Below are 25,640 nucleotides of genomic sequence, written 5' to 3' on the forward strand. Positions count from 1 at the left end.
TCTTCTCAGATATAGTACAATTATTTTTTTACTTTGAGTTAATTTTTTTGTCTTTAGTGGGAATCATATTAATAATTATGCTCTCTGTTGAGAGATAAAGGGATGTAGAATTGGCTCTTATCTACTTTTTAGCAATAAGAAGCAGATAAGAGATTTTATAATTAGACTTCTTGCACAATTGACAAGTTTTGCTTAAGAAAGAGAACAGGGCACAAGCAAAGGGCTACCCACAGCCGCTATCTTTTGCCTGACAGATTTTAAGAATAATAGCTCCCCCATGGCCTACGGTGGACGAAAACTGTAGATAATGAATAATGGATAGTTAAAATGGTCGGAAGATGCTCAACCTGCCCACGTTTAAAAATCAACAACTTTGGTTATGTGCCCTTACCCATCGCTCATATATCAACGAACACTCGGGGATCAATGAACATAACGAACGCTTAGAATTTCTCGGCGATGCAATATTGGCCTTTGTGGCGGGTGAATTTCTCTATCAGCGCTATCCTCATTTAAGTGAAGCCCAATTGACTCGTCTGCGAGCGAAATTAGTGGATGAGACACAACTAGCAAGATTTGCGGTTCAACTGGGAATTGGAGAGTTAATGCGGCTAGGAAAAGGGGCTATTAAAGATGGAGGACGAGAAAACCCGGCTCTGTTAAGTGATACCTTTGAAGCCATTATCGGTGCTTATTATCTCGATGCTGGTGTTGATGCTGTCAGAAATTTTGTCCATCCCTTATTTCAATCTGTGGCTGATATTTTAATGGTTTCTCAATCTGAAGTAGCAACCACAAAAAACCTTCTAGATGCCAAAAACCGCTTTCAGCAATGGGCCTTAGCTGAGTTCTCTCAAAATCCTGAATATATCATCATCGAAGAATCAGGACCTGATCATGCTAAAGAATTTACTGCTCAAGTTAAAGTACAAGGGATAGTCTATGGCGTTGGTCGGGGTCGTCGCAAACAAGAAGCAACCAAAGCGGCAGCAGAGGAAGCTTTGAAAAAGGTCGGTTTAGGCTGAAGAGAGACTATTTTCCTTTATTTCATCTGAGAAAAGAACCAGGACCGTCGTCCTTTAGCAGTTTTTTGAGAAGATTTTGCCTTAGTGAAAGGGGAATCACTAGCCTGTTCAGGAAACAAATGCTCGACAAAAAAATCGACTGTACTTTGTTTGAGCCATCCTTTAAGAGCGGCTGATGCTCCTAAGCGTACCCAAAGTTTACCTTGGTCTTGTTCACTAATAATTGTGTTAATTTGCTCATCATCCAACAAGCCCGCTTCTTTGAGATAATGCCCTAAAGGCTGTTTTAGGGGTTTTTCAGTTTCATTAACTAGATTTGCCCAATGTGTAGCAAAAAAATCGGCGGTTTCTCGCTTAACCCAACCCCGTCTTACTAAAATATCTCCTATACGGTTATGAGTTTGAGATTGTTCTGAGAGTGCTTCTTCAAGTTGGCTAGATGAAACAAGGTTTGCTTGTCGTAAAATTTCCCCAAGGCGTTTGTTGGTAGGTTTTTTGGTAATCATGATTTTCTCCAGCAGCAATTGACAAGGTTCTTAGCGTACTTTTAACACAATCTTACGGTTATTATTCCCAATGAAAGAGTAATTTATATCACCCACCATAAATACGGGGGACGGGGGAAGGGGGAAAGGGAAGGGGGAAAGGGCAATGGGTAAGAGTTGGGAGAGTTTTACCGGAGCGCGGGGACAGAGAAGCTCTCTAGAGTGTCCAGGTACTTACACCCAACAAGGAAACCCTATAGGTAAAATTGTAAACTTTTTTTATCTATCTTAGGATAGATGTAAAATTTATTTAATAGTGATATGTAATTGCCCGAAAAACTCCCACCATACCTTAGTTATTTAATCTGCCAATTAAACGGTAAATAAGCATAAGCTCCCCGAGGGTCATTAAACATTTGAAACACGGTTAACTCTTTTTTTAACTTCAAGGTTTCAGCCGTTAAAACATCCGGCGGGGGTGTCAAAGAGTCTTGTATTTTAGTTTGAAAAAGCTTTTCTAGGATAACCGATTCAAAAGTGCGGCGACTGGGATATTCTTGAATAGTCCAATTCTTGCCTAAATTAGCCTGTTTAGCCGCATAGTCAATGGCAGCCTCTAAGCCGCCGAGTTCATCCACTAAGCCAATTTTTTTCGCATCTTGTCCGGACCAAACTCTGCCCTGAGCAATTTCGCGAACTTTTTCTGGGGATAAATTGCGCGATTGGGAAACTTTCTCAATAAATAAATTATAAACTTGTCCCACAGACCGCTTATAAATCGCTAACTCTTGTTCGGTTTTCGGGCGGGTTGAGGTATTTATATCCGCTAATTTTGCTGTTTTAATGACATCCCAACTAACCCCATTATCATTAGCAATCTTTTGGATATTAAATAACAATCCAAATACGCCGATCGACCCAGTAATGGTACTAGGTTCAGCAAAAATATGACTCGCCCCGGCTGAAATCCAATAGCCGCCACTGGCCGCCACATTTCCCATAGAGACAACGATGGGTTTTTGCTGACTAATCAAATGAATCTCGCGCCCAATAATTTCTGAAGCGGTGGCACTTCCTCCAGGACTATTAACCCGTAAAACCACTGCTTTAATATTGGGGTCTTGCCTAATCTTGCGTAACTCTTTGGCAAAACGTTCACCGCCAATATTATTAACTGTCCCTTCTCCATCGACAATTTCCCCATCGGCATAAACCACCGCAATTTGATTAGTAGAAGCTTGATTCTCGTTGAGCAAACCTTCAGCATAGGTAGACAGAGAAATTTGAGCAAAAGTTTTGTCATCTGCGCTGGTTTGTCCGGTTTGCTTTTTGAGGTCCGCTAACACTTCATCAAAATAAGCCACTCGATCCACTAATCCCAGTTTTTCCGCTTCTTTTGGCATTAAAACCCCTTGATTATCAGCGATATCTTGTAACTTCGTCGCGCTAATCTTGCGGCTACTGGACACCGTTGTTAAAAAATTAGCCCAAAGATCATTTAAAAGAACTTGTGTTTGAAGACGGTTTGCCGGACTTAAATCTTGACGAATATAGGGTTCAACAGCCGATTTATATTCACCCACTCGCACCACTTGCACACCAATGCCATATTTTTTTAATGCGCCTGCTAAAAACATCGGTTGAACGCCTATACCATTGAGTTCCATCATTCCCATCGGATTGAGAACCACTTGATCGGCCACTGATGCCAAAAAATATTTTTTTTCATCTAAATCTACATCATAAAAAACGATTTTCTTACCCGCCGCCCGAAAATCTTCTAAAGCCTTACGAACTTCGCTTAAAGTCGCATATCCATTATCGGCTTCTACCCCTCTACCATCAATAAATATCCCCATAATTCGTGAATCTTTGCTGGCTTTTTCGACGACATTGAGCAAAGAACGCAGAGTCATAGTTACCGTCTCGTCATTTTGCAAAGCTTGACTGAGGGTTGAGGGGGGTTTTGTGTCCTTAATCTGCATCGATAGGTCAAATACTAGGAAAGATTTATCTTTGACGGTGGGGACATTTTCCTGCATAGCGGCAGATACCAATAATAGAACCAAGCCGCTTGCTCCTACTGCCAAAAATAGCATTAGTCCAGCCACAGTTCCAATTAAACTGGCAAAGATTTGTTTGATAAATTGACCCATCTGATTTATGAGGATGAATGTTAAGTTAAAGACTTATCCTATGGTAGCTTTGATCAAGCCGCTCTGGCTAATGATCCCTAAGAAATAAGGCGGGCAAAAAGCCCGCGCAGAGGAGCAAAGATTGAAAAAACCGTTAATTTTTAGGCAAATAGCCGCTCTACTGACACGGATGATAAGGGTTTAAACTTAGCTTTCCCCTTGTTTTCTGTTGGAGAGTCCGATGGTTCGGTTATGTTCTCAGCATTAACAGTCACTTGTTCTTCCATCACATCTCGCAGATCGTAAAATTCCTTACCGAGGTCTCGTGCTTTTTGATAACTGTCGATATCCCCTTGTTCAAAGTACAATTTAGAAGCTGTACGTAGATCATCCACCGCTAATTTACGCTTACCTAATTCGGCATAGAGAATACCTCGACTATGATAGGCTTGAGCATATTTAGAATCAAGGCGTATCGCATCCGAATAATCCTCGATCGCTCCGAGTTTATCCCCAAGACGTTGATGGCTAACTCCTCGTTGATAATGGACTTCTGCTGCACTAGGTTCAGCACGCAAAGCTTGAGAGTAGTTTTCTAGCTGTCTTAGTTCTTCTACTACTGCGGTTAACTGTTGTTCTTTAGACTCTATAGATTGAGTAAATTCCTCTAAAGTTGAAGTCTGTTTTTGCAGTTGATTAATTTCTTCAGATAACTCTTGATTAGCCTTGTTGTGGTCTTGCTGCTGTACCTCTAAAGCCAGCCAAGTTTCTTGTTTAAATTGTCCTAATGTTTGCTCTAATGCTAGTAATTTTTCTTCGGTTTTAACAATATGGAGGTTTTGTGCTAAAACCCTATTTTCAAAATGCTGTTGTAGAGCATTGATAGACTGTCTACGATTCAAGACATGAACTCCCACTGATAGGGCTAAAGGAAAAGCCACCACAGCCACTTGTTGAGTGACCAGAGAAGCCACAGCGCCGCCAATAGCCGCTACCACAGAAACCGCATCGAAAATATTAGCATTTGAAGCCGTTTTAGAGACGCTATCATTCTCGTTTGTTGGTTCAATTGGATTAGTAATCGGTTGTTCTTCCATAGTCTGAAAATTCCTTATAGTCTCAATCTTTTCGGTTTTTTTTAGCCGCTATTTAACCTTAGTCTTCTCCAAATAATTCCTCTACTTGGTGAGTTTGGATCACACAATCCGAACGAGGAGAAGCCGCGCACAGAAGAATATAACCGGCTTTTAGCTCATCGGGTTTTAGGAATTCGAGAGCTTTTTCAGTTTGTTCTACTTTGCCGCTAATGACTTTACCTAAACAGTCAAAACAAGCACCAGCCCGGCAAGAATAAGGTAACTTAATCTCTTTTTGTTCTGCCACGTCGAGAATAAATTCATCTTCTCTGACGAGAATTTTTTTATTAATTTCTTTTTTGTCGTTAATTAATGTAACGGTGAAAGTTTCTTCGCTTTTAGTAATACTGCTCATGATCCGTTGCCTCGTTAAGGATTAAAAATTATTTTTTAGCTACCTATCACCACTTGATCAAGTTGAATAATCGGCAAAATTAAATCGGCTTCTTGGGGAGTTAGATAGGGTTTAATCACATCTTGAAGTAAGTAAAACGTAATACCAGCTTGTTTTTGAAAGGCAAAAGAGCGGGCAATAGTTTGAAACCAAATTAACATCGCTTCCCGAATTCGATCTAAGTCACCCATCAACATAGATGCCGCCGAATGGCGTAGCTGCATAATCATATCGTTGTGAATTCTGGTGGTAATATCTCGGGTGCCAACGAAACAAGCTTCCTTATGTTCTAGTAAGGTTTTATCTAATGCCTCGAGAATTTCATTTTCCTGATCTCGTATTTTTTCATAACCACTAATACGCACTTCCACAGAGTCTAAATAGTCTTTCAAAAACTGTAACTCTCCAGCAGTGGCATAACGCCCGTCACTTTCTAAACATAAATTAGCAATTTGCTTTAACATTTGCTTACATCCTTAATAGTGCAGTAGGAAAGTTTAAGCATCTCGGGTTTGAGCAAAAAATTCCGAGACTTCCACTTTGGTACTTTCAAGTTGACTAATCATCGAACGGGTAATCAATTTTCCCTTTTCCACTAATACTTTGCCATTGAGAGGATGGAGGATATCTTGTTCGGCTCGACGACCAATTAAATCTTCAATATTTTCAATTTCATCGAGATACATCCCTTCTGGAACTTCCACCACCACCCCAGGACCGATAACCCTCGCCTGACAAGCTAAACGAGAATATTGATTGGCGGTTGTGATCACTTCTAGGGTTCGCATTTCTCGGCGGTTGAGGGGAGATAAACTGTCCATACCTCCCTTAATATAAATATGACAAGTGGAACACATTCCCCGTCCACCACATTCTTGTAAAACGTGCAATTCCCCCTTTAACAGAGCCGACATGACGTTATCATTGGTTTGAATGGATACTTCTTGATCGAGGGGGTCAAGCTTGACAATTTTGGCCACTTGTTAATCCTCCTTATCCTGAAAATTTGGGTTTTATAGCTCGATGGAAGGTTGGTTGCGACAGAGCAATTCCATAATTGTGGCATGGTCATGACCTTCTTCTAACCATGCTAAAACGATTTTGAGCCGCTCCTCTAAACCGAGGACAAAACAATTTGCCTCTGCTCCCATTGACTCACAGGCGGTTTGAGTGCAATGTAAGGCCTGTCCGGTCAATTGACTGAAAAAGGCACTCAAGACTCCGGCTTCTATAAAACAGGCCGGACGGTTATTAGCCATAGCGGTTTCGGCAAAAGGAGAGTTTCCAATCTTGATGACTAAAAATCCCTGCTGATAATATTTGAGGTCTATATCGAGAATGCCCCATCCATGAGCTTTCCAGCATTCTTTCAAGCATTGCAGGAATTCAATCATTTCCATTTGAGCAAGCGGTTTGCCATAATAGGCTTCTAGTTCTTCCGACAAACGTCTATAAAAACTTTTTCCCCACCAGCGACCGCAACTGTAGAGAACCACTTGAGAACCGATGCCTATTTCTTCATCTAAGGCGGCATGGAGTCCCTCTAATAAGGTTTCCGGAATGGCCAACAGACGAGAACCACTACGGTTTTCAATCACGCCAAACTCTATATCTCCTTGTAAATAGGCATCGGGAGAGAAATAGTTACCGCGCGAATCGTCTGCAAGTAATTGACTAACGTCTATCATGGTAATCTCCTATATCATCGCGTCTGCTGTAGACTTGAGAAGGGTATCTTTTGCCAGTTCTAAATAAGGATTGAGCAAGGCGAGTTGCTCTAGGGTTAAAATTTCTGCCAGTCTGAATTTTAAAAACTCATAGAGATAGGTTTCTATTTCTTGCAAGGAGTGCGCGGAGATGATGTCGGTTAGCCACTCTAGGAGACGATGTTGTAAATATTCAGGATTGTTGAGTAGTGTGGCCATGGCACTATAACGCATCACAGCTATCCAATGTTTTAGCGCTAGTTCAAGAGTTTTAGGATTTTCTTGACTAAAGGCTTCAGAAAGTTGATTGGCGACGGGTTGAAAGATTTCTAGTTCTCGGTCTCGTAAGCATTCGTAAATTTCTACGCGCCGCCGTAAAATCTCGACTTGTTCTTTAAAGGTTGTCACTTCGCCCTCAGACAGATAATGATCTTGGGCGGCATAAAATAGATTGGCTAAATCTGTTTGCATGGCGGTTTTTTTAGAATAAATCTGATAGGTCGTTTAAGTTATATTTGTGCGAGTTGGAAATAGATGTTTGTGATTTAGAGGGAGGTTTCGATACCACAGCCGCTTCTTTTAGACCTTTCCATGTCCCCCATTGGAAAAATTGCCCCACAGGCATTAGTAATGATTGAGAGACGTTGGTTGCCGGGTAACAGGCCACTGTATTCTGCTTGCCTACACCTGACCAGTTATTTTGTTGGAAAAATTTCTCTACCGTAAGAGAGAACCAAGTTTCTACTGTTCCCAATGCTGTCTCAGTTGATGGGGCATTTACCGGCTGACCAGACCAATTGTAATTGTTAAAGAATTCATCAACTTTCAAAGATCCCCAAACAGTGACACTCATCATTTGAGATATTCTCCATTAACCAACCGTTTTTCTATATCTTTTGCTGTGGCACCTTCGTTTTGCCAGAAGGTCGCAGCATCAATGCGGTCTTTTTTCCCCAAAAGAAACTTACAGAAAGTTTCTCCCATAGAATAGCACTGAATTTCGATACAACTGAGTTCTTTTTGAATTAGGCTGCTAAAAAATCCTGCCATTAGACCTGCGTAAATATGACAAACCGGTTTTCCCACATCTCCTAATGTTCGAGCCACTGCGGAATCATAAATATTGACGAACATGAAACCATTTTTTTGCTCACTTAAGTCAATATCCCAGTTGCCCCATCCTTGGGTTGTAAAAGGCCACCACCAAGCTTCTAAAACATAAGAAATGTTCATGTCGCTCAGGGGCATATCATATTCATATTCTTCGTCAAACCAGCCTTTGAAAAACTCAGCGTCTCTCAATCCCCATTGCTTACCAATTTGGTACATGACAACCCCTGAAGCGTTGCCAACTTCTTCTTCTAATCCTTCTATTAAACCAATAATAAAGTCTTCACTGGTTAAAATATTACGGCATCTGTTCCAGTCGGTAATTGAACCGGACTCAGTATTAAAATAGAAAAATTCATCTAAGCCGAAGTGATCGTGCTTTTTAGGATATTTCTTTTTTAAAGGCGGTTCGATTCTGTTGAACTTTTGAATTTGCTGGATACCCGGTTTTTTGGAAATAAAAACCATAGAATGATAACCCTCATCTCATGGTATTCTTTGATCATTATTTTAGATTTTTTTGATAAAAAATAAACATGGTAAAATTACTGAGATCATTTCCTCAGTCCCCTGAATTAAGTAAAAATTTCCGTATTTTTTGGGAGGGTTTTTTTGAGTAAAAATGGTTAGAGATATGTGTTTTTCTGAAAACTCCCCCACAAGGGGCTAAATTGTTACGGTTTTCAATTAAAATTTATAAAAATTAATATTAATCATTAGCGCGAAATCTTGATGATCATTATAATTTTTTTTCGAGCTTATTCGCCAAATTTTTAGTTTTTAACTGAGTAGGGTAAGATCTTTGCTAACTGACTCATGAGTTACTAGCAGAAAAAAATGAAAATAGCAATCATTGGCTGCGGCTATGTAGGAAGTGTGATCGCCTCTATTTGGACTGCTTGCGGACACGAAGTTACAGCCACCACTACAACCCCCGAAAAAATCCCCGATTTAGAGAACCTCGGCTTACGAGTGGTCCTCTTTAAGGGAGATAACCCAGACACTCTAGCGCAAGTTACTGCCGATACTGAGGTAATTTTACTCAGTGTAGCGGCTAGAAACCGCAGTGCTGAGGGTTATCGAGAGACTTATCTAAAAACCGCTAAAAATTTAGTCATGGCCTTAAAAGAAAATCAAACGGTTAAACAAGTTATTTATACGGCGAGTTATGCGGTATTGGGAAATAAACAGGGCGCATGGATCGATGAAACGACAGCCGTAGCACCCATTAATGAAAATGGCGAGGCGTTACTAGAAACGGAACAAGCCTTATTATCCGGGCTTCAAGAGCCATTAAAACTCTGTATTTTGCGTCTAGCAGGAATCTATGGCCCGAAAAGAGAATTAATTAATATTTTTCGTTCTTGGGCAGGAACGACTCGTCCGGGTAATGGCGAAGATTATACTAATTGGGTTCACTTAGATGATATTGTTGGGGCGATCAAATTAATTCAAGAGAAACAATTAGAGGGGATTTACCATTTAGCCGATGATACGCCGATGATTAGACGTGAATTTTATCGGCGCTTGTTTGATGCTCATGGACTTCCTTTGATTAATTGGGATAGTTCACAATCTTATACACGCGCCTATAATCTCCGTTTATCTAATAAAAAACTTAAAGCGGCAGGGTTAGAGTTAATTCATCCTGAAACCGAGTTTTAATCGTTCACGCTCAAAGACTGACCATTATTTTGACTATTGAGGCTTAAAATAAAAGGGACAGCGTTCTTAGCCCATTGTTCAGGAGTGGGATAATGAACAGCCTCTTGTCCCCAACAACTTTGTAGCATTTGAGTATTAATAATTCCTGGATTTAAGGCAATAACGCCTATGCCCGCCGGCACTTCTTGAGATAAGGTTTGAGACAAACCTTCTATGGCCCATTTTGAGGCACAATAAGGAGCCACCTCGGGAGAGGTAGAACGTCCCCACTCTGAAGAAAAATTAATGATCATTCCTGCTTTTTTATCGAGCATAGCTGGAAGAAAAGCCCGAATGGTATTGGCTACCCCTTTAATATTAATATCAATTAATTGGGAGAATTCGGCCTCAGAAATATCCCATAAAGCGGCTGTACGATTAATAATAGCGGCATTATTAATTAAATAGTCCGGTGTGCCTAAATTTTTGATCACTTGATTAGCCCATTGTTGGACTTCGGTACCCTGGGTTACATCCACAACGGCAAAGTGATGAGAAGGATAAAGTTCACAAAGATTCTTAATTTCTGCTTTAGAGCGTCCACAGCCAATGACAGTATGTCCTAATGCTATAAATTGATCAAGCATGGCTCGCCCGAGTCCTTTAGTGACACCGGTGATAACAATTAGTTGATTTGTGAGTTTTTTATTCATAAATAAGTCACAGTTACCTTTATTTAATAGTTTAAGGTTTTTTTGCCTTGTCCACAGTAGTCAATCTGTTTGATTTTCTTCATGCCAAGGCAGAAAAAAGATACTGGCTATTCCTAATAAACCCAGTCCACAAACTAAGGTAAAAAAGAGGGGATAACCTATCGCTTGTTGAATATAACCACTGATTAAACCCGGGAGCATCATACCTAAAGCCATAATACCGGTTGAAATGGCATAATGGGAAGTTTGATAATGATTAGCGGCAATTTTCATTAAATAGATCATAAAAGCCGTAAATCCCATTCCATAACCTAATTGCTCTAGGGCAACTAATAAATAAATAACCGGTAAAGGCGGATGATTTACTGCCATATAGACATAGAAAAGGTTGGGGGCATTAAGGGAAATTGCTAAAGGTAAAATTGTCTTTTTTAAGCCATATTTAGCTACAATTATTCCTCCGAAAATTCCTCCGATAATTAAAGCTAAAACGCCAAAAGTTCCATAGATCAAGCCGACATCGCTTGTACTTAAACCTAATCCTCCTTGGGCTGGCTTATCTAAAAAAAATGGAGCGGCTAATTTAAGCAACATAGCTTCGCCAAAGCGATATAATAAAATAAACCCAATAATGGCTCCTATTTTAGGTTGACGAAAGTAAGAAGTTATAATCTCTAAAAAAGCATTTTTTGATAAGCGTTTGGAGGAAGAGACAAAACTATCTTGTGGGGGATAGGGCAAACTGAATTGATGATAAATAAAAATTAGGGCAAAAACCATAGCCGAGACTCCGAGAGATACTGTCCAACTTAAGCGGATATTCCCGGATTTTTCAGCTAAATAACCGGTTAAAAACACTAAAAATCCTGAGCCAAAAATAACGGCTCCTCGATAAAAAATCGAGCGAATACCAGCAAATACGGCTTGTTGCTGAGGATTCAAAGCAAGTAGATAAAAGCCGTCGGCAGCAATATCATGAGTGGCTGAAACGAAGGCCCCTAGGGTTAAAATCAACAGAGACACCCCAAAAAAATCGTTTAGATGCAAAGAGAAAGCTAATAGTGCTAAACAACCCGTCATTGTTAACTGAGTCAATAAAATCCAATTTCTTTTTGTCGAGTAGCACTCAACCCAGGGACTCCAAAACATTTTTAAAACCCAAGGCAAATAGAGAAGACTTGTCCAAAAGGCAATTTTTCCGTTATCGATGCCGAGATTTTTATAAATAATTACTGATACAGTATTAATAATAATATAAGGAAGTCCTTCAGCAAAATAGAGACTAGGAATAAAAAAAGAAGGCTGCTTTATAATTATTTTGTCTTCAATTTTAAACATATTTCCTGCCTGAGAATCCAACGATAATTGAGGTAGAGACGTTGGAGGCAACATCTCTACAATACTTGTAATTGTTAAAGTTTTAACTCAGACTTTTACGCAAATGCTCGCTAATTTTTTGTTTGCGTTTTTCTGAACCAAAGGAAAAATCTCCAAAATCTCCACTGCTGTTTTTTACATGATCAATCACCTGTCTTTTCCGACTCTTGGGAGATAGAGGAGGGGGTACAACAGGTTGAGGGATGGGCGGTGGAGGCGGCAATTCTACCGATGGAGTCGAATCACTCACCGAACTGGTTTTGGAAGTTCCATACTTGATCCCATCTGTACTTTTTGCCAGATGAGCTAAAATACGCTTTTTACGATCATCAGTGCCCATGAATAATTACCTACAAGTACCCTATGGGTTGAAAATTGCACAACTTTTATATGTTAACGTGGCAATTTAGCAATAGGTACGGCAATCAGTGTGATCTTTAGCCGCCGATTCCCAAACGCCCTGCTAAAGCGGGACTTAAAGGAATTAAGGTGGCCAACATCAAAAACAGTACCAACAAACCCCAAGCGGCGCGGGTATCATCGGGTTCGCTTAATTCATTGAGGGTTGGGCGTTCTAAATCTCGTTGTAAAAACAGGATTAAAATTGCCCAATACAAAGGAACTGGATTAGCCGGATTGACTAAAGCCACAATTCCCAAAATCACTAGGGTAGCGATGGTGGCGCGTCTGGCGGTTTTACGACCATAGATAGCTTGAACAATGCGTCCCCCATCTAATTGTCCAGCCGGCAGTAAATTTAAAGCATTAATAATCAAACCTAACCAACCAATAATGGTTAAAGGATGAACATCAATTAAGGAGTTTTGTAGGGCATCACCTAAAACCACTCGCGCCAAAGATCCCACTAAAATTGACCCTTGGAAAAAGCGTGTGGGAACTTGAAACAGACTCCCCTGATGAGATAACACTAAACCAATCACGAGAAATATTAAAGATACCAGTCCCCCTAAAGCCGGTCCGGCAAAAGTAATATCAAAAAGAACATTACGGTTAGGCACTAAAGACTCAAAGCGAGTAATAGCCCCAAAAGAGCCAATTTGCCAGGTGGGCAGAAAAAAGGGAATACTCAGGCGAATATTATAGCGTTTAGCGATTAGTCGATGACCGATTTCATGAGCGGCTAATATGCCCCATATTCCCAGACTGAGGGGAATAGCTTCTTGATAGCGACCTAAATTATTAAATAAATCAAATCCGAGTAAAATACTAGAGGCTTCTAAACTGGTGGCAATGGTAGCAATCAACAGAACTAAAGCTAAATTTTTCTGAGCTAGGGTTGAGGGTTGGGGGTCATCACTGCTAGGAAGAATAATCACCACCGGTTTACCTTCAGAACCCTCCACAAGGAACAATCTATATTTGTCTTGGAAATGAGATTCTAGTTTTTCTGAAAGACGAGCGTGAACGAGGTCCGGCTCTCCTCGTAAATTCCCTTTAAAAATAGCTCCTTCTTGATAAGAAATCGTCTCCGTGACAAAAAAAGTATCAATGCCAAAAATTCCTTGCATGACCTTAAGGTCTTCTTCAGGAATGGGTAAAACTTCGGCGATGATCGTTAAAGGTAATTCTGCTGAAGGTAACTTGTTTTCTAAAGATTGATTGGGGTGGGAAACTGGTTCGCCACTGGCTTGAATTGCTTGTTCTTGTTGTTCTTTGAGCCGTTGGGCTGCTCGTTCTCGTAGAATAGTATCTTGGCCCTCAGCCCTAAGACGTTTGCCCAGATAAATATAAACTATAACTGAGCCGACTAAAAGCGAAAGAATGCCCACCAAATTTAAGTATATCCCTGCTGCAAATAGACCGAAAAACACTAGCCAAGGACCCATGAGAACAACAGATTGTAACCAGGCTAATACTCCTAGTTTACCGAAGGTTTTTGCTCTCATATAGCCCCAAGCGAGAATTCCTACAGCAGCTAGGAGAATAACAATAATGGCAGTCGTCTCAGAAGCATTAAACATTGTGATCTTAAAGTTGAGTTATTAACTGTTAACTGTTGATGATGGTGCTATTGAGAGCGGCTCTTAGATTGCCTTGGTGTTCTTCTAGGAGGCGATCGCCGGTTTCGGGTTCCACTCCGGTCCAGTGCATCAACAAAGCTAGTTTAACTCGTCTGCCACTTCTCTCCAACAGATATCCGGCCTCAGTACGATTTAAATCGGTTAAGTCTTGTATAATGCGTAGAGCGCGGTCATGGAGTTTGCGGTTAGTCACTGCTACGTCTACCATCCGATTTCCATAGACTTTTCCTAAGCGTACCATTACCCCTGTAGAGATAATATTTAAAGCCATTTTCGTGACGGTACCGGCTTTGAGTCGAGTTGAGCCGGCCACGATTTCTGGACCACTCAGAAGACGAATATCGACATCAGCATAGATTTCTACTTGTTCATAAGGAACACAACTAATACAAATGGTGGTTGCTCCCCGTCCTTTAGCCGCATCTATTGCGCCGTGAACAAAAGGCGTTGTTCCCCCGGCAGTGATTCCCACTACTACATCTAATTCTGTTATTTGTCGTTGGGCTATGGCTTGCGCCCCATCTTCTAATTTATCTTCTAAGTCTTCGGAACTGCGAAGTAAGGCGGCGGCTCCTCCGGCAATAATTCCCTGTACCATCTCGGGGGGAGTACAGAAAGTTGGGGGACATTCTGCCGCATCGAGTACCCCTAATCTTCCACTGGTGCCGGCACCGATATAAAATAATCTTCCTCCTTTACGTAAGGCCGCCGTTGTCAAATCAATGGTTTTTGCTAACTCATTTTTGGCCATGGCGATGGCTTTTAAGGTTTGAGCATCTTCGGCATTAAATAACTCTACCAATTCTAATGAGCTTAACTGGTCCAGATTTTGGCTATTGGGGTTAATCTGCTCAGTTAATAAATGTCCCCTTTCTTCTAAATTGTTCATTTTAGTTTTTTTTTTTACAAAAGTCCTTCAAGCTGACGACGAATGCGCTCTAGCTCATCTTGGGACATTCCCGAAACCGTTTCTGTTTCTTTTTGAGCCGGTTCTATTTTCTCTTTTGATTGTTCTTCTTCGCTCCATTGAGGTTTATCTACATTTTTTTCCGGAGGAATTGCTAACATTCCTTCTTTGATTAGTTCACAATCATAATCGGCACTGCGGCAGAATTCTTCAACTTCAATAGATTCTATCGACTCTACAGATGGGGCGGGAAAATCTTGAGCTTCTAATAATAAAGCGTACCGAGTGGCATCATCTTCTGACTCAAACATTAACACTTTATTGCGGTTTCCCATTTGAACCGTATGAATCCCTTCATTTTCCGTGCCTACATTAAACAATAGTACATATACACGCATGGGTTTAACTTGCTCAGAATTACTACTACTGATAGACAACCATACAGAATTCCCGAAAAAGAACTAATAATTAAGTACCTGGACAATCATTCAAGTTAATTGATTGATGTCGGGGGTACTTATCTTAGATAAAAGTTCTTAACTTTTAATCTTTGATGGTTTGAATTTTTAGTTTTTTGTCAACCACTTTTGACCATTCAGGCGTTGCAATGTATATAACACCATTAAATCTAAGTTGACCTTTCGTTCATCAATCATAAAAGATTCAATGATACTCGGTTTTTTCCCTCCATTGGAGCAGGAAAAAGCTTTTTTACCACTGATATCTTCATCGAGGAAATAGAGGTTAAATTGTCTCCCTCCTTGGGGCAAAGAGCCGTTTACTTGCCAGTATTCCTCACTAGAAGAACTGCCAGCCAAGGGAAGTTTATCCTTTTTAAAGGTTAATTCTACATCTTTTAGCCCCTGACCTAAAAGAGCTTTTTTTAAGGCAGGGGTAAAATCTTGTTCGATGAACTCAGTGAAGGGTTTGTCTTCGATAGCAGGTTCTTTTTCCTTCTTTTTGGCTTCGGCTTTAGCTGGTGCGGCATCAGCTTCGGCTTGGGCTGTGGCTTTTGGGTTAGATGCGGTTTCTTCTGACATAAGATTTATTACGCTCGCTGTTTAATTCTAATTGTATCGACAATATATCTTTAGAATATCAGTAGATCGCCTCGCTTAAGGTAGTATTGGGCTGATGAAGAGATATGCTTGACAGGCGAGCGGCTTTGGACTGTAATATTGTCGCTCTAGCTCAATACCAATATTTGTTTCTCAGTTTCTCATGGGTCTTGCCATTTGTGTACTGCATAGGCTGAAAATGGCAAGAATATTCACCTTTTTTCGGCTTTAAGCGGCTTTGATCGTTTTCAAGATTTGGACAAAAATCCCGTTATCATCAAAAAACTGTTTCTGAATTTTAGCCCAGCCGCCATAATCTTTAACCGTTGCTAGACTTTTAATTGGAGGGTATTGCTTAGTTAAGGCTTGGTCTTGCCATAGACTAGAAGCAATGGGTCGATAGCCGAGAAGGGCGAACTCTTTTTGAGCTTCGACACTGTACAAATACTCGACAAAAGCTGCCGCTACTTCACGAGTACCGTGTCGATCTACGTTTTTATCCACCACAGCAACCGGATTATCAATGGAAAAATTGACATCAGGAATAACGTAGGGCGGTTTTTTCCCCTGGAGAGCATCATTAATTAACTCACTTTCATAGGTGAGCAACACATCTCCTTGAGCTTTGATAAATGTATTGGTCGCTTCTCTGGCACTTTCAGGCAAAATAGGGGCATTTTTATAAATTTTTGCGAGAAAGTCTCGGGTTTGCTTTTCATCCGCTCCTCCTTGCTTGGCTGCATTCCACAAAGCTAAAAAATTCCAGCGTCCTAAACCGGATGTGGTGGGGTTAGGGGTGATCAGAGTTAGTCCGGCTTGGGTTAGATCGTTCCAAGTGTTAATGTTTTTGGGATTGCCTTCGCGAGTCACTAAGGCTACTACTGATTGGCTCACAATCCCATTGTTAGGAAATTCTGTTTCCCAATCTGGGTTAATTAATCCTGCTCTTTCAAGCTTTTGAATATCGAGAGCAAGTGACAAGTGTACTACATCGGCTTCTTCTTTGCCTTGAGCCACCAAAAGAGCTTGAGAGCTAGAGCCGCCATAACTCTGCTTAAAGATGACTTTTTGATTATGCTCCTGTTGCCACTTTTCGACAAACTTGGGAATAATTTTTTCGTAGGCGGCCCCGGTGACAGAGAAAGAAACAAGGTTCAGTTCAACCTCATTGGGTTGACTGGTGGTCAAAGATGTATCTCTATTGGTAGAAGTACAGGCGGCGATCACGACAGTTAAACTTAACCCGATCACAAAAAGCTGAACAAAGCTTTTAAAAGAACTGCTCTTTAGCCGCCGGTTTGACATAGATAAGTTAAGCCAAGACAGCACGCCCTTCAGCCAGGACAGTCTGCCTTTCCTAGATTTACTCATGGTTAAAGTCTTTTGAAGCTAGTTTTAGATAAATAGTACAGTATGGCACTCAAATATATTTTATTTATAAAACAATCTTAATTTATTTTTAATCTAATCTCAAATTAATTTTAGTGCCTCATTGACTGCCCAGGAGACTCTTGCCTACTCCTTGCCCCCGGTTTGTGTAACAGAATTTAAAGTTCTGCAACCTTTTCGATAAGTAAATTGTACCTGTGCGGTAAACTAGCCGATAATCTACAAAAGATTACCTCAGGAGAACCTTTCGGTAAGGAGCCGATATTCAATGTCTCATAGCGTTAAAATCTACGACACTTGCATTGGCTGCACTCAGTGCGTTCGCGCTTGTCCTACAGATGTGTTGGAAATGGTGCCTTGGGATGGCTGTAAAGCCGCTCAAATCGCCTCTTCTCCTCGCACTCAAGACTGTGTTGGTTGTAAGCGTTGTGAAACCGCTTGCCCAACCGATTTCTTGAGCATCCGCGTCTATCTGGGAGCAGAAACTACCCGAAGCATGGGTCTAGCTTACTAATTCTGACCAATTTCATTCATAAGACAAGCAATTCTATTCTTTAACCTTTTTTAACAATGTCATTTTAGAGGGAGTATATTACTCTCTTTTTTTATCTTTTTGGCAGAAGATGGGATCATTACTCGTTTTGAAGCGCGGCGACTTGGGGAGTACGTTGACTGGACATCTTTGGCGGCGAGCAGTGGGCACGGCTTGAGAAGTCATATAATTAGGGGTAAAATGACGCAATTCATTGGCCTTTCTCGTTGTTGAATTTTACTTGCTTGGCCGTTAAAGACCTCTATGAAAAAAGTGCTGTTTCTCTTTGGAGAATTGAACGATGATGACCTCGACTGGATCATTGCCCGAGGACAACTTGAAAAGATCTCCCCAAATACCATTCTTATTGAGCAAGACCAACCGATTGATAAGCTATACATTCTTCTCAAAGGACAGGTAGAGGTGTTGAGAACTGATCAAGATAGCACACAAGTGATCGCCAAAGGGGGAAGCGGCGAAGTTTTTGGAGAAATGTCCTTTATTGATAACCTTCTTCCTTCTGCTACCGTAAAAGCCACTGAAAACTCCGTCGTTTTATCCATTCCTTGTCTTCAGTTAGCTGACCGGCTTAATCAAGATATTGGCTTTTCTTCTCGGTTTTACCGGGCGATCACCTTATTTCTCTCTAGTCGTCTTCGCCATACACTTAAAAATTTAGCTTATAACCCCAAAGAGGAAGAAAAAGAGGACATTGAACCTCAAAATCTGCCGCCGGCTTTTTTAGATGTCCTTCCTTTTGCTGAGGCTCGTTTTGATTGGTTACTGCGCCGTGTCAATAACCACATCTAGCTTTTGACAAGCTGGTGAAGAAATGTAACAAATCTACTCAGAGTTGTCAAGAAATACTGAAAGATAGAAGTTTAAGGTAGACCTGAGAATCGTGGCTCAAGTGTTGGGAAACAGCAACTGATAAGCCGCTCTGAGCATCAACCTTGATCTTTTTAATCCAGCAGAAAAATAATTTCTGTTGCTTTCTTGCACTAAAATGAAAAGATACTTATCGTATCAATCTTGATGTTGTTATTGTTGCATCGTAGGCAACAAAATATAAAATAAATCCTTAAGTTTAGTTGGACGGTTTGGCTGTGGTTTCATCAATTCCTAAAACGACTCTACCCTTGACCATTTTGCCCCAACGACAAACCGGGGCTTACGCACTAATGGATAGTCTCAAACGTCACGGGGTAAAGCATATTTTCGGCTATCCGGGCGGCGCAATTTTGCCGATTTATGACGAACTCTATCGCTCAGAAGCTAGAGGAGATATCCAGCATATTTTAGTCAGACACGAACAAGGCGCAGCCCATGCGGCCGATGGATACGCGCGGGCGACCGGAAAAGTCGGTGTCTGTTTCGGAACTTCAGGTCCAGGGGCGACGAACCTAGTTACAGGAATTGCCACCGCCCACATGGATTCGATCCCCTTGGTGATCATCACCGGTCAAGTGTCTCGCCCGGCCATCGGAAGTGATGCTTTCCAAGAAACCGATATTTTTGGCATAACTCTGCCGATCGTTAAACATTCCTATGTGGTTCGCAATGCCAGTGATATGGCTCAAATCGTGGCCGAAGCCTTTCATATTGCCAGCACCGGCAGACCCGGACCGGTTTTGATTGATATCCCTAAAGATGTGGGACTCGAAGTCTGTGATTATATTCCCGTTGAACCGGGAGATGTCAAACTGCCTGGCTACCGTCCTACCGTAAAAGGAAACCCTCGCCAAATTAATGCGGCTTTACAGTTACTCGATGCCGCCGAACGTCCTCTACTTTATGTGGGGGGTGGAGCGATCGCCGCTAATGCCCATGCCCAAGTTCATGAACTGGCAGAACGTTTTCAAATGCCTGTCACCACAACGCTGATGGGACTGGGCGCGTTTGATGAACATCATCCTCTATCGCTGGGAATGTTGGGGATGCACGGGACAGCTTATGCCAACTTTGCGGTCACTGAATGCGATTTATTAATTGCTGTGGGAGCCAGATTTGATGATCGCGTCACCGGTAAGTTAGAAGAGTTTGCCCGCAACGCGAAAGTCATTCATATTGATATTGATCCGGCAGAAGTGGGTAAAGTTCGGGGCCCTGATGTGCCTATTGTGGGAGATGTGCGCCAAGTTCTTGAACAAATTCTACAACGGGTCAGAGAAATTGATTATCCGACTAATTCTACAAGAACTAAAGCCTGGTTAGACCGGATTAATCGTTGGCGTGAAGACTATCCTCTCATGGTTCCGAGTTATCCGGATAGTATTGCCCCTCAACAAGTGATTGTGGAGTTAGACCGCCAAGCACCCAAAGCCTACTATACAACTGATGTGGGACAACATCAAATGTGGGCGGCTCAATTCCTCAAAAATGGCCCTCGTCGCTGGATTTCTAGTGCGGGTTTAGGAACAATGGGTTTTGGTATGCCTGCGGCCATGGGGGCTAAAGTGGCCCTTCCCGAGGAACAAGTGATTTGTGTCAGTGGTGATGCGAGTTTTCAAATGAATTCTCAAGAATTGGCAACCCTGGCTCAGTACAATATTCAGGTGAAAACCGTCATCATTAATAACGGTTGGCAAGGGATGGTGCGTCAATGGCAGCAAACCTTCTATGGCGAGCGTTATAGTTCTTCTAATATGCAGCCGGGTATGCCCAATTTTGAGTTATTGGCTCAAGCTTATGGGGTGAAAGGAATCACGGTAACTGATCCGGCTCAACTGTCTGATGCGATCGCCCAAATGTTAGCTCATGATGGCCCGGTTTTGGTGGATGTTCATGTCAGAAGAGAGGAAAACTGTTATCCGATGGTGGCTCCGGGTAAGAGTAATGCTCAAATGATCGGATTACCTGAACGTCAAACAGGCAATGGCGAAATTGCCCAGGTTCAGTGTAGCAACTGCGGAGCCGACAATCCACAAACGAATACTTTTTGTCCTCATTGCGGCACGAAATTATAGACAAAGGCATTTCCCTAGAGAAATCCTTGCTATAACTAGATTTTCGCCTATATAAGTAAATGCAGACCTCGCCCTTGAAGGGTGGGGTTTAAAATTCAAATGGAAATTCCCTGTTAGGCCCTGATGGAAACAGGGTTTTTTTCGCTAAAATGTAGATTAATTTCTCTAAGACTACTTAGATATTGATTATGGATAAATTTCTCGAGTTTTTTGAGCATTGCCTTGGCAGTTGGGCAACAGAACGCACTTATCATTATTTAAGTCATCATGAAGTAGAACGCTCCCGAACAGAGTTTAACATTAAGCCGCTAACCTCTGAAATCAAAACTAAAGTTTTACTAGATAATCAATATCCGTCTCCAGATTTATTAAAATTAGAACAAATTCCCGGATTTAATTTAGGGTTTTATACCATTTCTGAAAAAGGGGAAGAAGTCTCACAAAATTTGAATTTATTATTTGTGGTAAAAGAAGAAAAAAACGGATTTTTAGAAGGCGATTATCTCCGAGACCGCGCTTATGAAGAAGCTAAACCTATTATTTCTCATTTCCGTTTTGATCTGGGGACTAGAGAATTATTAATGACGACGAACTATACCCGTGTGGTATCAGTAGATTCCATTACCTTAGTGAACCCAAAACTGAGAATTAGGAAAATTGTTAATTATCAACGACCTGCCGACGGAGAACCTCTAGAAAATGTGGTGTTAGTTGGGTTTGGCGTAGAGGAAAAAGTCGCTTAAGTCAAGGTTTTTATTGATATGCGGCAACTGAAAAAAAATCCGCCCAGATGACTCTAAAAATAGGTGATTCTACGTAACCTATCGGCCTTTTTAATTGGGGATGGCTGATGAGTATTATTGCCTGTTTTTGATCACTCTAAAAATACTCGTCCCTAGCGGCAAAAATTCTGACTCCTCTATCCCAAATTAAAACAGAAAATCTTATTTAACTTGTCTTTGAAAGATGAGTTCATTTCTAATTAATTTAATCAAAACGGCTAATTAAACTCATTTTTTCCGAGGATGATATAAACAACAGTATTCCTTGCTATCCGAGCTAAGTGAGGAAATTTACACACTATTTAGAGGACTGCTTTAATGAGTGCGGGCTTCTTTTCACCTGATGATTTACCCTCGGCACCAACGCCGCTAGATAGACAGTTACGTTTAGGATTAGAAGAGGCTGTAGGCAAATATTTTTATGCTTACTGCGATGCCATTACTCAAGTCTTATTATCAAAGTCTGACTGGCATTTTAGCATTACTGAGGAAGCTCTGAGACTAATTATTAATTGTCAAAATCGAGAAGTTTATTGGCAAATTTTGGGAGTAATTGAACAATTAGGTCTTTGCATTCAGGAAATTGCCAGTGAGCAAGCCATTATTCGTGTTTGTCCTTCAGATCAAAAGAAGCACCCCTTAGAAATTCAGGTGGGTGAGATCACCGCTTATTGGGATTGGTATGAGAAACGTGATTCGTGAACTAAGTAGTCGGACACCCATTAAAGTTAACTGTGAGGTTAGGGCGTCGGGTGTCGGGTGTGGGGGAATTGTGGGCGTTTTACAATTCGCGGGTACAGAGAAGCTCTATAGAGTGTCCAGGTACTTACCCGAGGTTAGACTCAATTAGATCAACTATACTTTTAAGGAGTAATTGCGGTTCAACCGGTTTAGTAATATGCCGTTGAAATCCTGCCAAAAATGCTTGCTGTCGGTCTAATTCGCCGGCATAGGCAGTCAGGGCGATCGCCGCAATTTGAGCATTTCCTCTCAAAGCTTCCCATTTTCGTAACTCTCGCAGCAGAGTATAACCATTAATGTTGGGCATACCAATGTCACAGACTAAGAGATCAAACCGGTATTGGGTGACGATTTCTAAAGCTTCCTTGGCCGAAGCCGCCACTGTAACGGTTGCACCCGCATCAGATAGGACAAACTGCAAAAACTCGCGGGTGTCTGCTTCATCGTCCACCACCAAAATATGAAGACTTGCTAGGGTTAAAGTGGGGGTTTTGTTTTCACTCACCGGCGTAACACTCATGAGCGTATCGTTGGGGAATTCTTGAGGAAGTAAGGGCAAATTGACGATAAAAGTGGCTCCTTGATTTTCTCCGAGACTTTCGGCCCAAATTTTGCCGCCGTGCAATTCTACCAAGTGACGAGCGATGGCTAAACCTAACCCCAGTCCGCCAAATTTTCGAGTGGTGCTACTATCAGCCTGACGGAAGTAGTCAAAGATATAAGGTAAAAACTCTGGTGTAATTCCCTTACCGGTATCTTTTACCCGAATTTCAACACCGCCATGAATTTGCTCTAATTCTATCTCGACTTGTCCCCCGCTTGGGGTGAATTTAACCGCATTAGAGAGCAGATTCCAGACCACTTGTTGTAAACGGGCGGCATCACCTAAAACTCTGCCCACAGGGGTTTCTAACTGGGTTCTAAGCTCAATACTTTTCGCCTGTGCTGCCAAACGCACCGTTTCTAGGGCTGCCTCAATCACCACCACGAGACTGACTGAAGTGGTATTGAGATTGAGTTTGCCTCGCAGAATGCGGGAGACATCTAAAAGGTCCTCGATTAATTCAGCTTGTAGGCGGGCATTGCGCTCAATAATACAGAGGGCTTTTTGAGTGGTGGGCTGATCAAGCTCATAGTTTTTTAACATCTGCGCCCAACCTAAAATCGGATTCAGGGGTGAGCGCAATTCATGAGACAGTACGGCTAAGAATTCATCTTTGATGCGATTGGCTGATTCTGCCGCTTCTCGGGCGGCTTGTTCGCGGATCAGCAGTTGTTCGCGTTCTTGCTCTATCTGCTTGCGTTCAGTGATATCTCGACAAATGGCTTGCACCGTTGGTAAACCATTGAGGGTAAATAAGGTAGCACTGACCTCAACAGGAATCTCTTGACCCTCTTTAGTGATGTGAACCGATTCTACGACAATATGTTTTGCTGATTGTAATTTTTTCAGACTGGCTTCGGGATTAACTGAGGCGGGATTGATGATATCCTTGACCGACATGGACAGCAATTCTTCGCGGCTATAGCCAAGCTTTTTCGAGGCTTGTTCGTTAACTTCAATTAATTTACCGGGTTGGTCCTCCTCTGTGAGGTGATAGACTAAAACCCAATCTTCCATGCCATTAAACAGGTTACTAAAGCGTTGTTCTCGTTGCTGTAAAGCTTCTTCAGCTTGTTTGCGCTCGGTGATGTCGAGCTTACAGCCTAGATAACCCACAAAGGAGTCGCCCTCAAATCTGGGTAAGCCGATCACTTCAAACCATCGATAAACCCCATCATGTCGCCGCAAACGAACAACGGCCCGGTATTCGGACTTATGGGCAATGGCTTGTTTATACTTCAATAAATACTGCTGTGCATCTTCAGGATGAAGTAAGTCAGTCCACCCCTGCACAAGCATTTCAGGAGAGATGCCGGCAAACTGAAGATAACGTGCGTTGACAAAGCGGCGATGTTGAAATTCGTCATCCATCCAAATCAGCACAGGAACGTTATCGGCTAATAATTTAAAACGTTGCTCAGATTCTCGCAAGGCTTCAGAGGCTTCTTTGATTTCGGAAATGTCTGAGCTACTACCAATATAACCGAGGAATTGGCCTGTAGAACTGAATTGAGGAGTGGCTCTTGAGTCTAGCCATCGATACTGACCATCTGCACGCTTAATCCTCGCTTGGGCCCGGAAGGGTTTTTGCTCGTTGAATGCTTGTTCATAAGCCGACAAATAGGGCTGCGCGTCGTCTGGATGTAAATGAATACTCCAACCAAATCCTTGTATTTCTTCCAAGCTTTCGCCAAAAAATTTGAGATAGGCTTTGTTGACAAATTCGCAGCCGCCTTCAGCATTATTCATCCAGATTAACACAGGGGCGCTATCTGCAAGATTTCTCAATTGGGCTTCACTTTCTCGTAATTTGGCTTCGGTTTGCTTGAGACTACTAATATCGAGGTTAATGCCGGCCCACCAGAGAAGTTCTCCCTTTTCATCCCTAACTGGAACACCCCGAGCGAGAATGGGATGCCAGTTACCATCTATACCGCGAAAGCGATGTTCTCTGTCCCAAAAATTGCCGCTTTGAGAGCATTCTTGCCAGGCGACGATGGTTGCTTCGGCATCGTCCGGATGTAAGACCTCTCCCCAACCAAAATTAGAACACTGTTCTTGAGTCATTCCCACTAGATTGAGGAACGAGTCACTGGCATAAATGTTTCGTCCATCGGGTTCGCAAATCCAAATCCCATAATCAATGGTTTCGCCGATGGCTCGATAGAGGCGTTCATTAAGACGTAAAGCCGCTTCTGAGCGCTTCCATTGGCTGATATTGCGAATAATCGCCAGTAAGTTATCTGATTCTTTAAGCGGCACAAGTCGCGCTTCATAAAATTCTTCTATCTGGTTGATTAATAGAGAATATTCAATCGTTACTAGATTTTTTCTTCTATTTAAAGCGGCCAAGGCTTGTTTCCATTGCTCGCTTATCTGGGGGGGTAATATTTCTGCTAAGGTTTTTTGTTGTAGCTGTGTTGGCAGTGCGGAACGAGTTCCGCACCCCAGTCCATAGTCTTCTATGCTGTTTGTGCCGCTATAATCTAAAATTTTGCCCTGTTGGTCTATGGTGAGGATTAAATCTGGAAAAGCCTCTAGCATCGCTGCCTTCTCCTCAGTTTTAACTTTTCTGGTTTCTTGTTTTTGTTTAATTTTCTCGGCGATGGCTTCTCGGATGAATTCTTGCCAATTTTCTGTTGATTTAATCTCTTCTAGCATAGAGTCAGTAACCCGTAGTGATAGCTTGGCGGTTAGCGGCTCATCTCTATCAGTCGTAAAATGATAACGAGCTATATGGGGATTTCCTTTTGGTCGCACCATTGTATCCCACCATCGACAAATATGTTTCTACATTAACACGTCCCCTCGTAAATTAGGGGTTTTTGATGATTTTTGTTACACCGAGAATCCGGACTATAGGGATTTTACATTTAACTTTTCGAGCGATTAAT

At 41.8% G+C, this 25,640-nt stretch carries 26 protein-coding genes; 7 read left to right on the plus strand and 19 right to left on the minus strand.

Going from position 1 to position 25,640, the window contains the following annotated elements; all coding sequences use genetic code 11:
* The first annotated feature begins 338 nt into the window (after positions 1–338).
* Positions 339–1,025 (plus strand): ribonuclease III, encoded by a 687-nt coding sequence (gene rnc / locus CYAN7822_RS01580; protein ID WP_013320483.1) that lies wholly within the window; start codon positions 339–341, stop codon positions 1,023–1,025.
* 17 nt (positions 1,026–1,042) lie between these two features.
* Here the strand turns inward: rnc and CYAN7822_RS01585 are convergent, their stop codons facing one another.
* The 10 genes from CYAN7822_RS01585 to CYAN7822_RS01630 all read right to left on the minus strand — a co-directional run bounded on the left by CYAN7822_RS01585 (position 1,043) and on the right by CYAN7822_RS01630 (position 8,459).
* Positions 1,043–1,531: a cyclic di-GMP-binding domain-containing protein, MshE-related gene (locus CYAN7822_RS01585; RefSeq protein ID WP_013320484.1), complete on the minus strand. Its 489-nt coding sequence runs from the start codon at positions 1,529–1,531 to the stop codon at positions 1,043–1,045.
* A 335-nt stretch (positions 1,532–1,866) separates the two neighbouring features.
* On the minus strand, positions 1,867–3,666 hold the full coding sequence (gene sppA, locus CYAN7822_RS01590) for a signal peptide peptidase SppA (RefSeq protein ID WP_013320485.1): 1,800 nt from the start codon (positions 3,664–3,666) through the stop codon (positions 1,867–1,869).
* A gap of 140 nt (positions 3,667–3,806) precedes the next feature.
* Positions 3,807–4,742: a tetratricopeptide repeat protein gene (locus tag CYAN7822_RS01595; RefSeq protein WP_013320486.1), complete on the minus strand. Its 936-nt coding sequence runs from the start codon at positions 4,740–4,742 to the stop codon at positions 3,807–3,809.
* A gap of 58 nt (positions 4,743–4,800) precedes the next feature.
* A complete protein-coding gene (locus CYAN7822_RS01600) occupies positions 4,801–5,136 on the minus strand; it encodes a 2Fe-2S iron-sulfur cluster-binding protein (protein WP_013320487.1) in 336 nt (111 codons plus the stop codon).
* Between the two features lie 35 nt (positions 5,137–5,171).
* Positions 5,172–5,639, minus strand: a complete 468-nt coding sequence (locus CYAN7822_RS01605) for a globin family protein (protein WP_013320488.1) — start codon at positions 5,637–5,639, stop codon at positions 5,172–5,174.
* 33 nt (positions 5,640–5,672) lie between these two features.
* Positions 5,673–6,155, minus strand: coding sequence for a 2Fe-2S iron-sulfur cluster-binding protein (locus CYAN7822_RS01610; protein WP_013320489.1), 483 nt, complete (start codon positions 6,153–6,155; stop codon positions 5,673–5,675).
* Positions 6,156–6,188: 33 nt separating this feature from the next.
* Positions 6,189–6,863 carry a V4R domain-containing protein gene (locus CYAN7822_RS01615; protein WP_013320490.1) on the minus strand — a complete coding sequence of 225 codons (675 nt, stop codon included), beginning with the start codon at positions 6,861–6,863 and terminating at the stop codon, positions 6,189–6,191.
* A gap of 9 nt (positions 6,864–6,872) precedes the next feature.
* Positions 6,873–7,352 (minus strand): globin family protein, encoded by a 480-nt coding sequence (locus CYAN7822_RS01620; RefSeq protein ID WP_013320491.1) that lies wholly within the window; start codon positions 7,350–7,352, stop codon positions 6,873–6,875.
* 10 nt (positions 7,353–7,362) lie between these two features.
* The gene (locus CYAN7822_RS34295) at positions 7,363–7,737 is read right to left on the minus strand and encodes a hypothetical protein (protein ID WP_013320492.1); all 375 of its coding nucleotides are present in this window, start codon (positions 7,735–7,737) and stop codon (positions 7,363–7,365) included.
* A complete protein-coding gene (locus tag CYAN7822_RS01630; RefSeq protein ID WP_013320493.1) occupies positions 7,734–8,459 on the minus strand; it encodes a V4R domain-containing protein in 726 nt (241 codons plus the stop codon). Before CYAN7822_RS01630 ends, CYAN7822_RS34295 begins: the two co-directional genes overlap by 4 nt.
* Positions 8,460–8,828: 369 nt before the next feature.
* On the opposite strand from CYAN7822_RS01630, the gene CYAN7822_RS01635 reads away from it, so the two are divergent.
* On the plus strand, positions 8,829–9,656 hold the full coding sequence (locus CYAN7822_RS01635) for an SDR family oxidoreductase (protein ID WP_013320494.1): 828 nt from the start codon (positions 8,829–8,831) through the stop codon (positions 9,654–9,656).
* On the opposite strand, the gene CYAN7822_RS01640 is transcribed toward CYAN7822_RS01635, so the two are convergent.
* The 8 genes from CYAN7822_RS01640 to CYAN7822_RS01675 all read right to left on the minus strand — a co-directional run bounded on the left by CYAN7822_RS01640 (position 9,653) and on the right by CYAN7822_RS01675 (position 17,103).
* On the minus strand, positions 9,653–10,348 hold the full coding sequence (locus CYAN7822_RS01640) for an SDR family oxidoreductase (protein WP_013320495.1): 696 nt from the start codon (positions 10,346–10,348) through the stop codon (positions 9,653–9,655). The two genes, CYAN7822_RS01635 and CYAN7822_RS01640, sit on opposite strands and share 4 nt — an antisense overlap.
* Positions 10,349–10,408: 60 nt before the next feature.
* Positions 10,409–11,740, minus strand: coding sequence for an MFS transporter (locus CYAN7822_RS01645; protein ID WP_013320496.1), 1,332 nt, complete (start codon positions 11,738–11,740; stop codon positions 10,409–10,411).
* Positions 11,741–11,768: 28 nt separating this feature from the next.
* On the minus strand, positions 11,769–12,065 hold the full coding sequence (locus tag CYAN7822_RS01650) for a hypothetical protein (RefSeq protein ID WP_013320497.1): 297 nt from the start codon (positions 12,063–12,065) through the stop codon (positions 11,769–11,771).
* A gap of 97 nt (positions 12,066–12,162) precedes the next feature.
* Positions 12,163–13,707 (minus strand): site-2 protease family protein, encoded by a 1,545-nt coding sequence (locus tag CYAN7822_RS01655; protein ID WP_013320498.1) that lies wholly within the window; start codon positions 13,705–13,707, stop codon positions 12,163–12,165.
* 28 nt (positions 13,708–13,735) lie between these two features.
* On the minus strand, positions 13,736–14,656 hold the full coding sequence (gene murQ / locus CYAN7822_RS01660) for an N-acetylmuramic acid 6-phosphate etherase (protein ID WP_013320499.1): 921 nt from the start codon (positions 14,654–14,656) through the stop codon (positions 13,736–13,738).
* Between the two features lie 14 nt (positions 14,657–14,670).
* The gene (locus CYAN7822_RS01665) at positions 14,671–15,072 is read right to left on the minus strand and encodes a DUF3110 domain-containing protein (RefSeq protein ID WP_013320500.1); all 402 of its coding nucleotides are present in this window, start codon (positions 15,070–15,072) and stop codon (positions 14,671–14,673) included.
* Positions 15,073–15,240: 168 nt separating this feature from the next.
* Positions 15,241–15,714 (minus strand): DUF2996 domain-containing protein, encoded by a 474-nt coding sequence (locus tag CYAN7822_RS01670; protein WP_013320501.1) that lies wholly within the window; start codon positions 15,712–15,714, stop codon positions 15,241–15,243.
* 246 nt (positions 15,715–15,960) lie between these two features.
* Entirely contained in the window at positions 15,961–17,103 is a 1,143-nt protein-coding gene (locus CYAN7822_RS01675) for a sulfate ABC transporter substrate-binding protein (RefSeq protein WP_013320502.1), read from the minus strand.
* Positions 17,104–17,389: 286 nt separating this feature from the next.
* Between CYAN7822_RS01675 and psaC the strand changes: the two genes are divergently transcribed.
* From psaC to CYAN7822_RS01700, 5 genes are all read left to right on the plus strand, one after another.
* Complete coding sequence (gene psaC, locus CYAN7822_RS01680; RefSeq protein ID WP_013320503.1) at positions 17,390–17,635, plus strand: photosystem I iron-sulfur center protein PsaC; 246 nt, start codon at positions 17,390–17,392, stop codon at positions 17,633–17,635.
* 282 nt (positions 17,636–17,917) lie between these two features.
* Complete coding sequence (locus CYAN7822_RS01685; RefSeq protein ID WP_013320504.1) at positions 17,918–18,463, plus strand: cyclic nucleotide-binding domain-containing protein; 546 nt, start codon at positions 17,918–17,920, stop codon at positions 18,461–18,463.
* Positions 18,464–18,759: 296 nt separating this feature from the next.
* Positions 18,760–20,619 carry a biosynthetic-type acetolactate synthase large subunit gene (gene ilvB, locus CYAN7822_RS01690; protein WP_013320505.1) on the plus strand — a complete coding sequence of 620 codons (1,860 nt, stop codon included), beginning with the start codon at positions 18,760–18,762 and terminating at the stop codon, positions 20,617–20,619.
* Positions 20,620–20,807: 188 nt separating this feature from the next.
* A complete protein-coding gene (locus tag CYAN7822_RS01695; RefSeq protein WP_013320506.1) occupies positions 20,808–21,362 on the plus strand; it encodes a phycobiliprotein lyase in 555 nt (184 codons plus the stop codon).
* A 357-nt stretch (positions 21,363–21,719) separates the two neighbouring features.
* Positions 21,720–22,103: a hypothetical protein gene (locus CYAN7822_RS01700; RefSeq protein WP_013320507.1), complete on the plus strand. Its 384-nt coding sequence runs from the start codon at positions 21,720–21,722 to the stop codon at positions 22,101–22,103.
* A gap of 124 nt (positions 22,104–22,227) precedes the next feature.
* Here CYAN7822_RS01700 and CYAN7822_RS01705 read toward each other — a convergent pair whose 3' ends face one another.
* On the minus strand, positions 22,228–25,509 hold the full coding sequence (locus CYAN7822_RS01705; protein ID WP_013320508.1) for a PAS domain S-box protein: 3,282 nt from the start codon (positions 25,507–25,509) through the stop codon (positions 22,228–22,230).
* Positions 25,510–25,640 lie beyond the last annotated feature (131 nt).

The sequence above is a fragment of the Gloeothece verrucosa PCC 7822 genome (assembly GCF_000147335.1).
In the GTDB taxonomy this organism is placed as follows: domain Bacteria; phylum Cyanobacteriota; class Cyanobacteriia; order Cyanobacteriales; family Microcystaceae; genus Gloeothece; species Gloeothece verrucosa.

What these genes read in the sequence shown, in the direction of transcription:
- CYAN7822_RS01595 (WP_013320486.1), bottom strand. Translation starts at nt 4,742, where the DNA reads ATGGAAGAACAACCGATTACTAATCCAATTGAACCAACAAACGAGAAT.
- psaC (WP_013320503.1), top strand. Translation starts at nt 17,390, where the DNA reads ATGTCTCATAGCGTTAAAATCTACGACACTTGCATTGGCTGCACTCAG.
- CYAN7822_RS01685 (WP_013320504.1), top strand. Translation starts at nt 17,918, where the DNA reads ATGAAAAAAGTGCTGTTTCTCTTTGGAGAATTGAACGATGATGACCTC.
- sppA (WP_013320485.1), bottom strand. Translation starts at nt 3,666, where the DNA reads ATGGGTCAATTTATCAAACAAATCTTTGCCAGTTTAATTGGAACTGTG.
- rnc (WP_013320483.1), top strand. Translation starts at nt 339, where the DNA reads ATGCTCAACCTGCCCACGTTTAAAAATCAACAACTTTGGTTATGTGCC.
- CYAN7822_RS01615 (WP_013320490.1), bottom strand. Translation starts at nt 6,863, where the DNA reads ATGATAGACGTTAGTCAATTACTTGCAGACGATTCGCGCGGTAACTAT.
- CYAN7822_RS01650 (WP_013320497.1), bottom strand. Translation starts at nt 12,065, where the DNA reads ATGGGCACTGATGATCGTAAAAAGCGTATTTTAGCTCATCTGGCAAAA.
- CYAN7822_RS01585 (WP_013320484.1), bottom strand. Translation starts at nt 1,531, where the DNA reads ATGATTACCAAAAAACCTACCAACAAACGCCTTGGGGAAATTTTACGA.
- CYAN7822_RS01640 (WP_013320495.1), bottom strand. Translation starts at nt 10,348, where the DNA reads ATGAATAAAAAACTCACAAATCAACTAATTGTTATCACCGGTGTCACT.
- CYAN7822_RS01695 (WP_013320506.1), top strand. Translation starts at nt 20,808, where the DNA reads ATGGATAAATTTCTCGAGTTTTTTGAGCATTGCCTTGGCAGTTGGGCA.
- CYAN7822_RS01670 (WP_013320501.1), bottom strand. Translation starts at nt 15,714, where the DNA reads ATGTCAGAAGAAACCGCATCTAACCCAAAAGCCACAGCCCAAGCCGAA.
- CYAN7822_RS01630 (WP_013320493.1), bottom strand. Translation starts at nt 8,459, where the DNA reads ATGGTTTTTATTTCCAAAAAACCGGGTATCCAGCAAATTCAAAAGTTC.
- CYAN7822_RS01665 (WP_013320500.1), bottom strand. Translation starts at nt 15,072, where the DNA reads ATGCGTGTATATGTACTATTGTTTAATGTAGGCACGGAAAATGAAGGG.
- CYAN7822_RS01700 (WP_013320507.1), top strand. Translation starts at nt 21,720, where the DNA reads ATGAGTGCGGGCTTCTTTTCACCTGATGATTTACCCTCGGCACCAACG.
- CYAN7822_RS01600 (WP_013320487.1), bottom strand. Translation starts at nt 5,136, where the DNA reads ATGAGCAGTATTACTAAAAGCGAAGAAACTTTCACCGTTACATTAATT.
- CYAN7822_RS01620 (WP_013320491.1), bottom strand. Translation starts at nt 7,352, where the DNA reads ATGCAAACAGATTTAGCCAATCTATTTTATGCCGCCCAAGATCATTAT.
- CYAN7822_RS01675 (WP_013320502.1), bottom strand. Translation starts at nt 17,103, where the DNA reads ATGAGTAAATCTAGGAAAGGCAGACTGTCCTGGCTGAAGGGCGTGCTG.
- CYAN7822_RS01605 (WP_013320488.1), bottom strand. Translation starts at nt 5,639, where the DNA reads ATGTTAAAGCAAATTGCTAATTTATGTTTAGAAAGTGACGGGCGTTAT.
- CYAN7822_RS01635 (WP_013320494.1), top strand. Translation starts at nt 8,829, where the DNA reads ATGAAAATAGCAATCATTGGCTGCGGCTATGTAGGAAGTGTGATCGCC.
- CYAN7822_RS01655 (WP_013320498.1), bottom strand. Translation starts at nt 13,707, where the DNA reads ATGTTTAATGCTTCTGAGACGACTGCCATTATTGTTATTCTCCTAGCT.
- murQ (WP_013320499.1), bottom strand. Translation starts at nt 14,656, where the DNA reads ATGAACAATTTAGAAGAAAGGGGACATTTATTAACTGAGCAGATTAAC.
- CYAN7822_RS01705 (WP_013320508.1), bottom strand. Translation starts at nt 25,509, where the DNA reads ATGGTGCGACCAAAAGGAAATCCCCATATAGCTCGTTATCATTTTACG.
- CYAN7822_RS01645 (WP_013320496.1), bottom strand. Translation starts at nt 11,740, where the DNA reads ATGTTGCCTCCAACGTCTCTACCTCAATTATCGTTGGATTCTCAGGCA.
- CYAN7822_RS34295 (WP_013320492.1), bottom strand. Translation starts at nt 7,737, where the DNA reads ATGATGAGTGTCACTGTTTGGGGATCTTTGAAAGTTGATGAATTCTTT.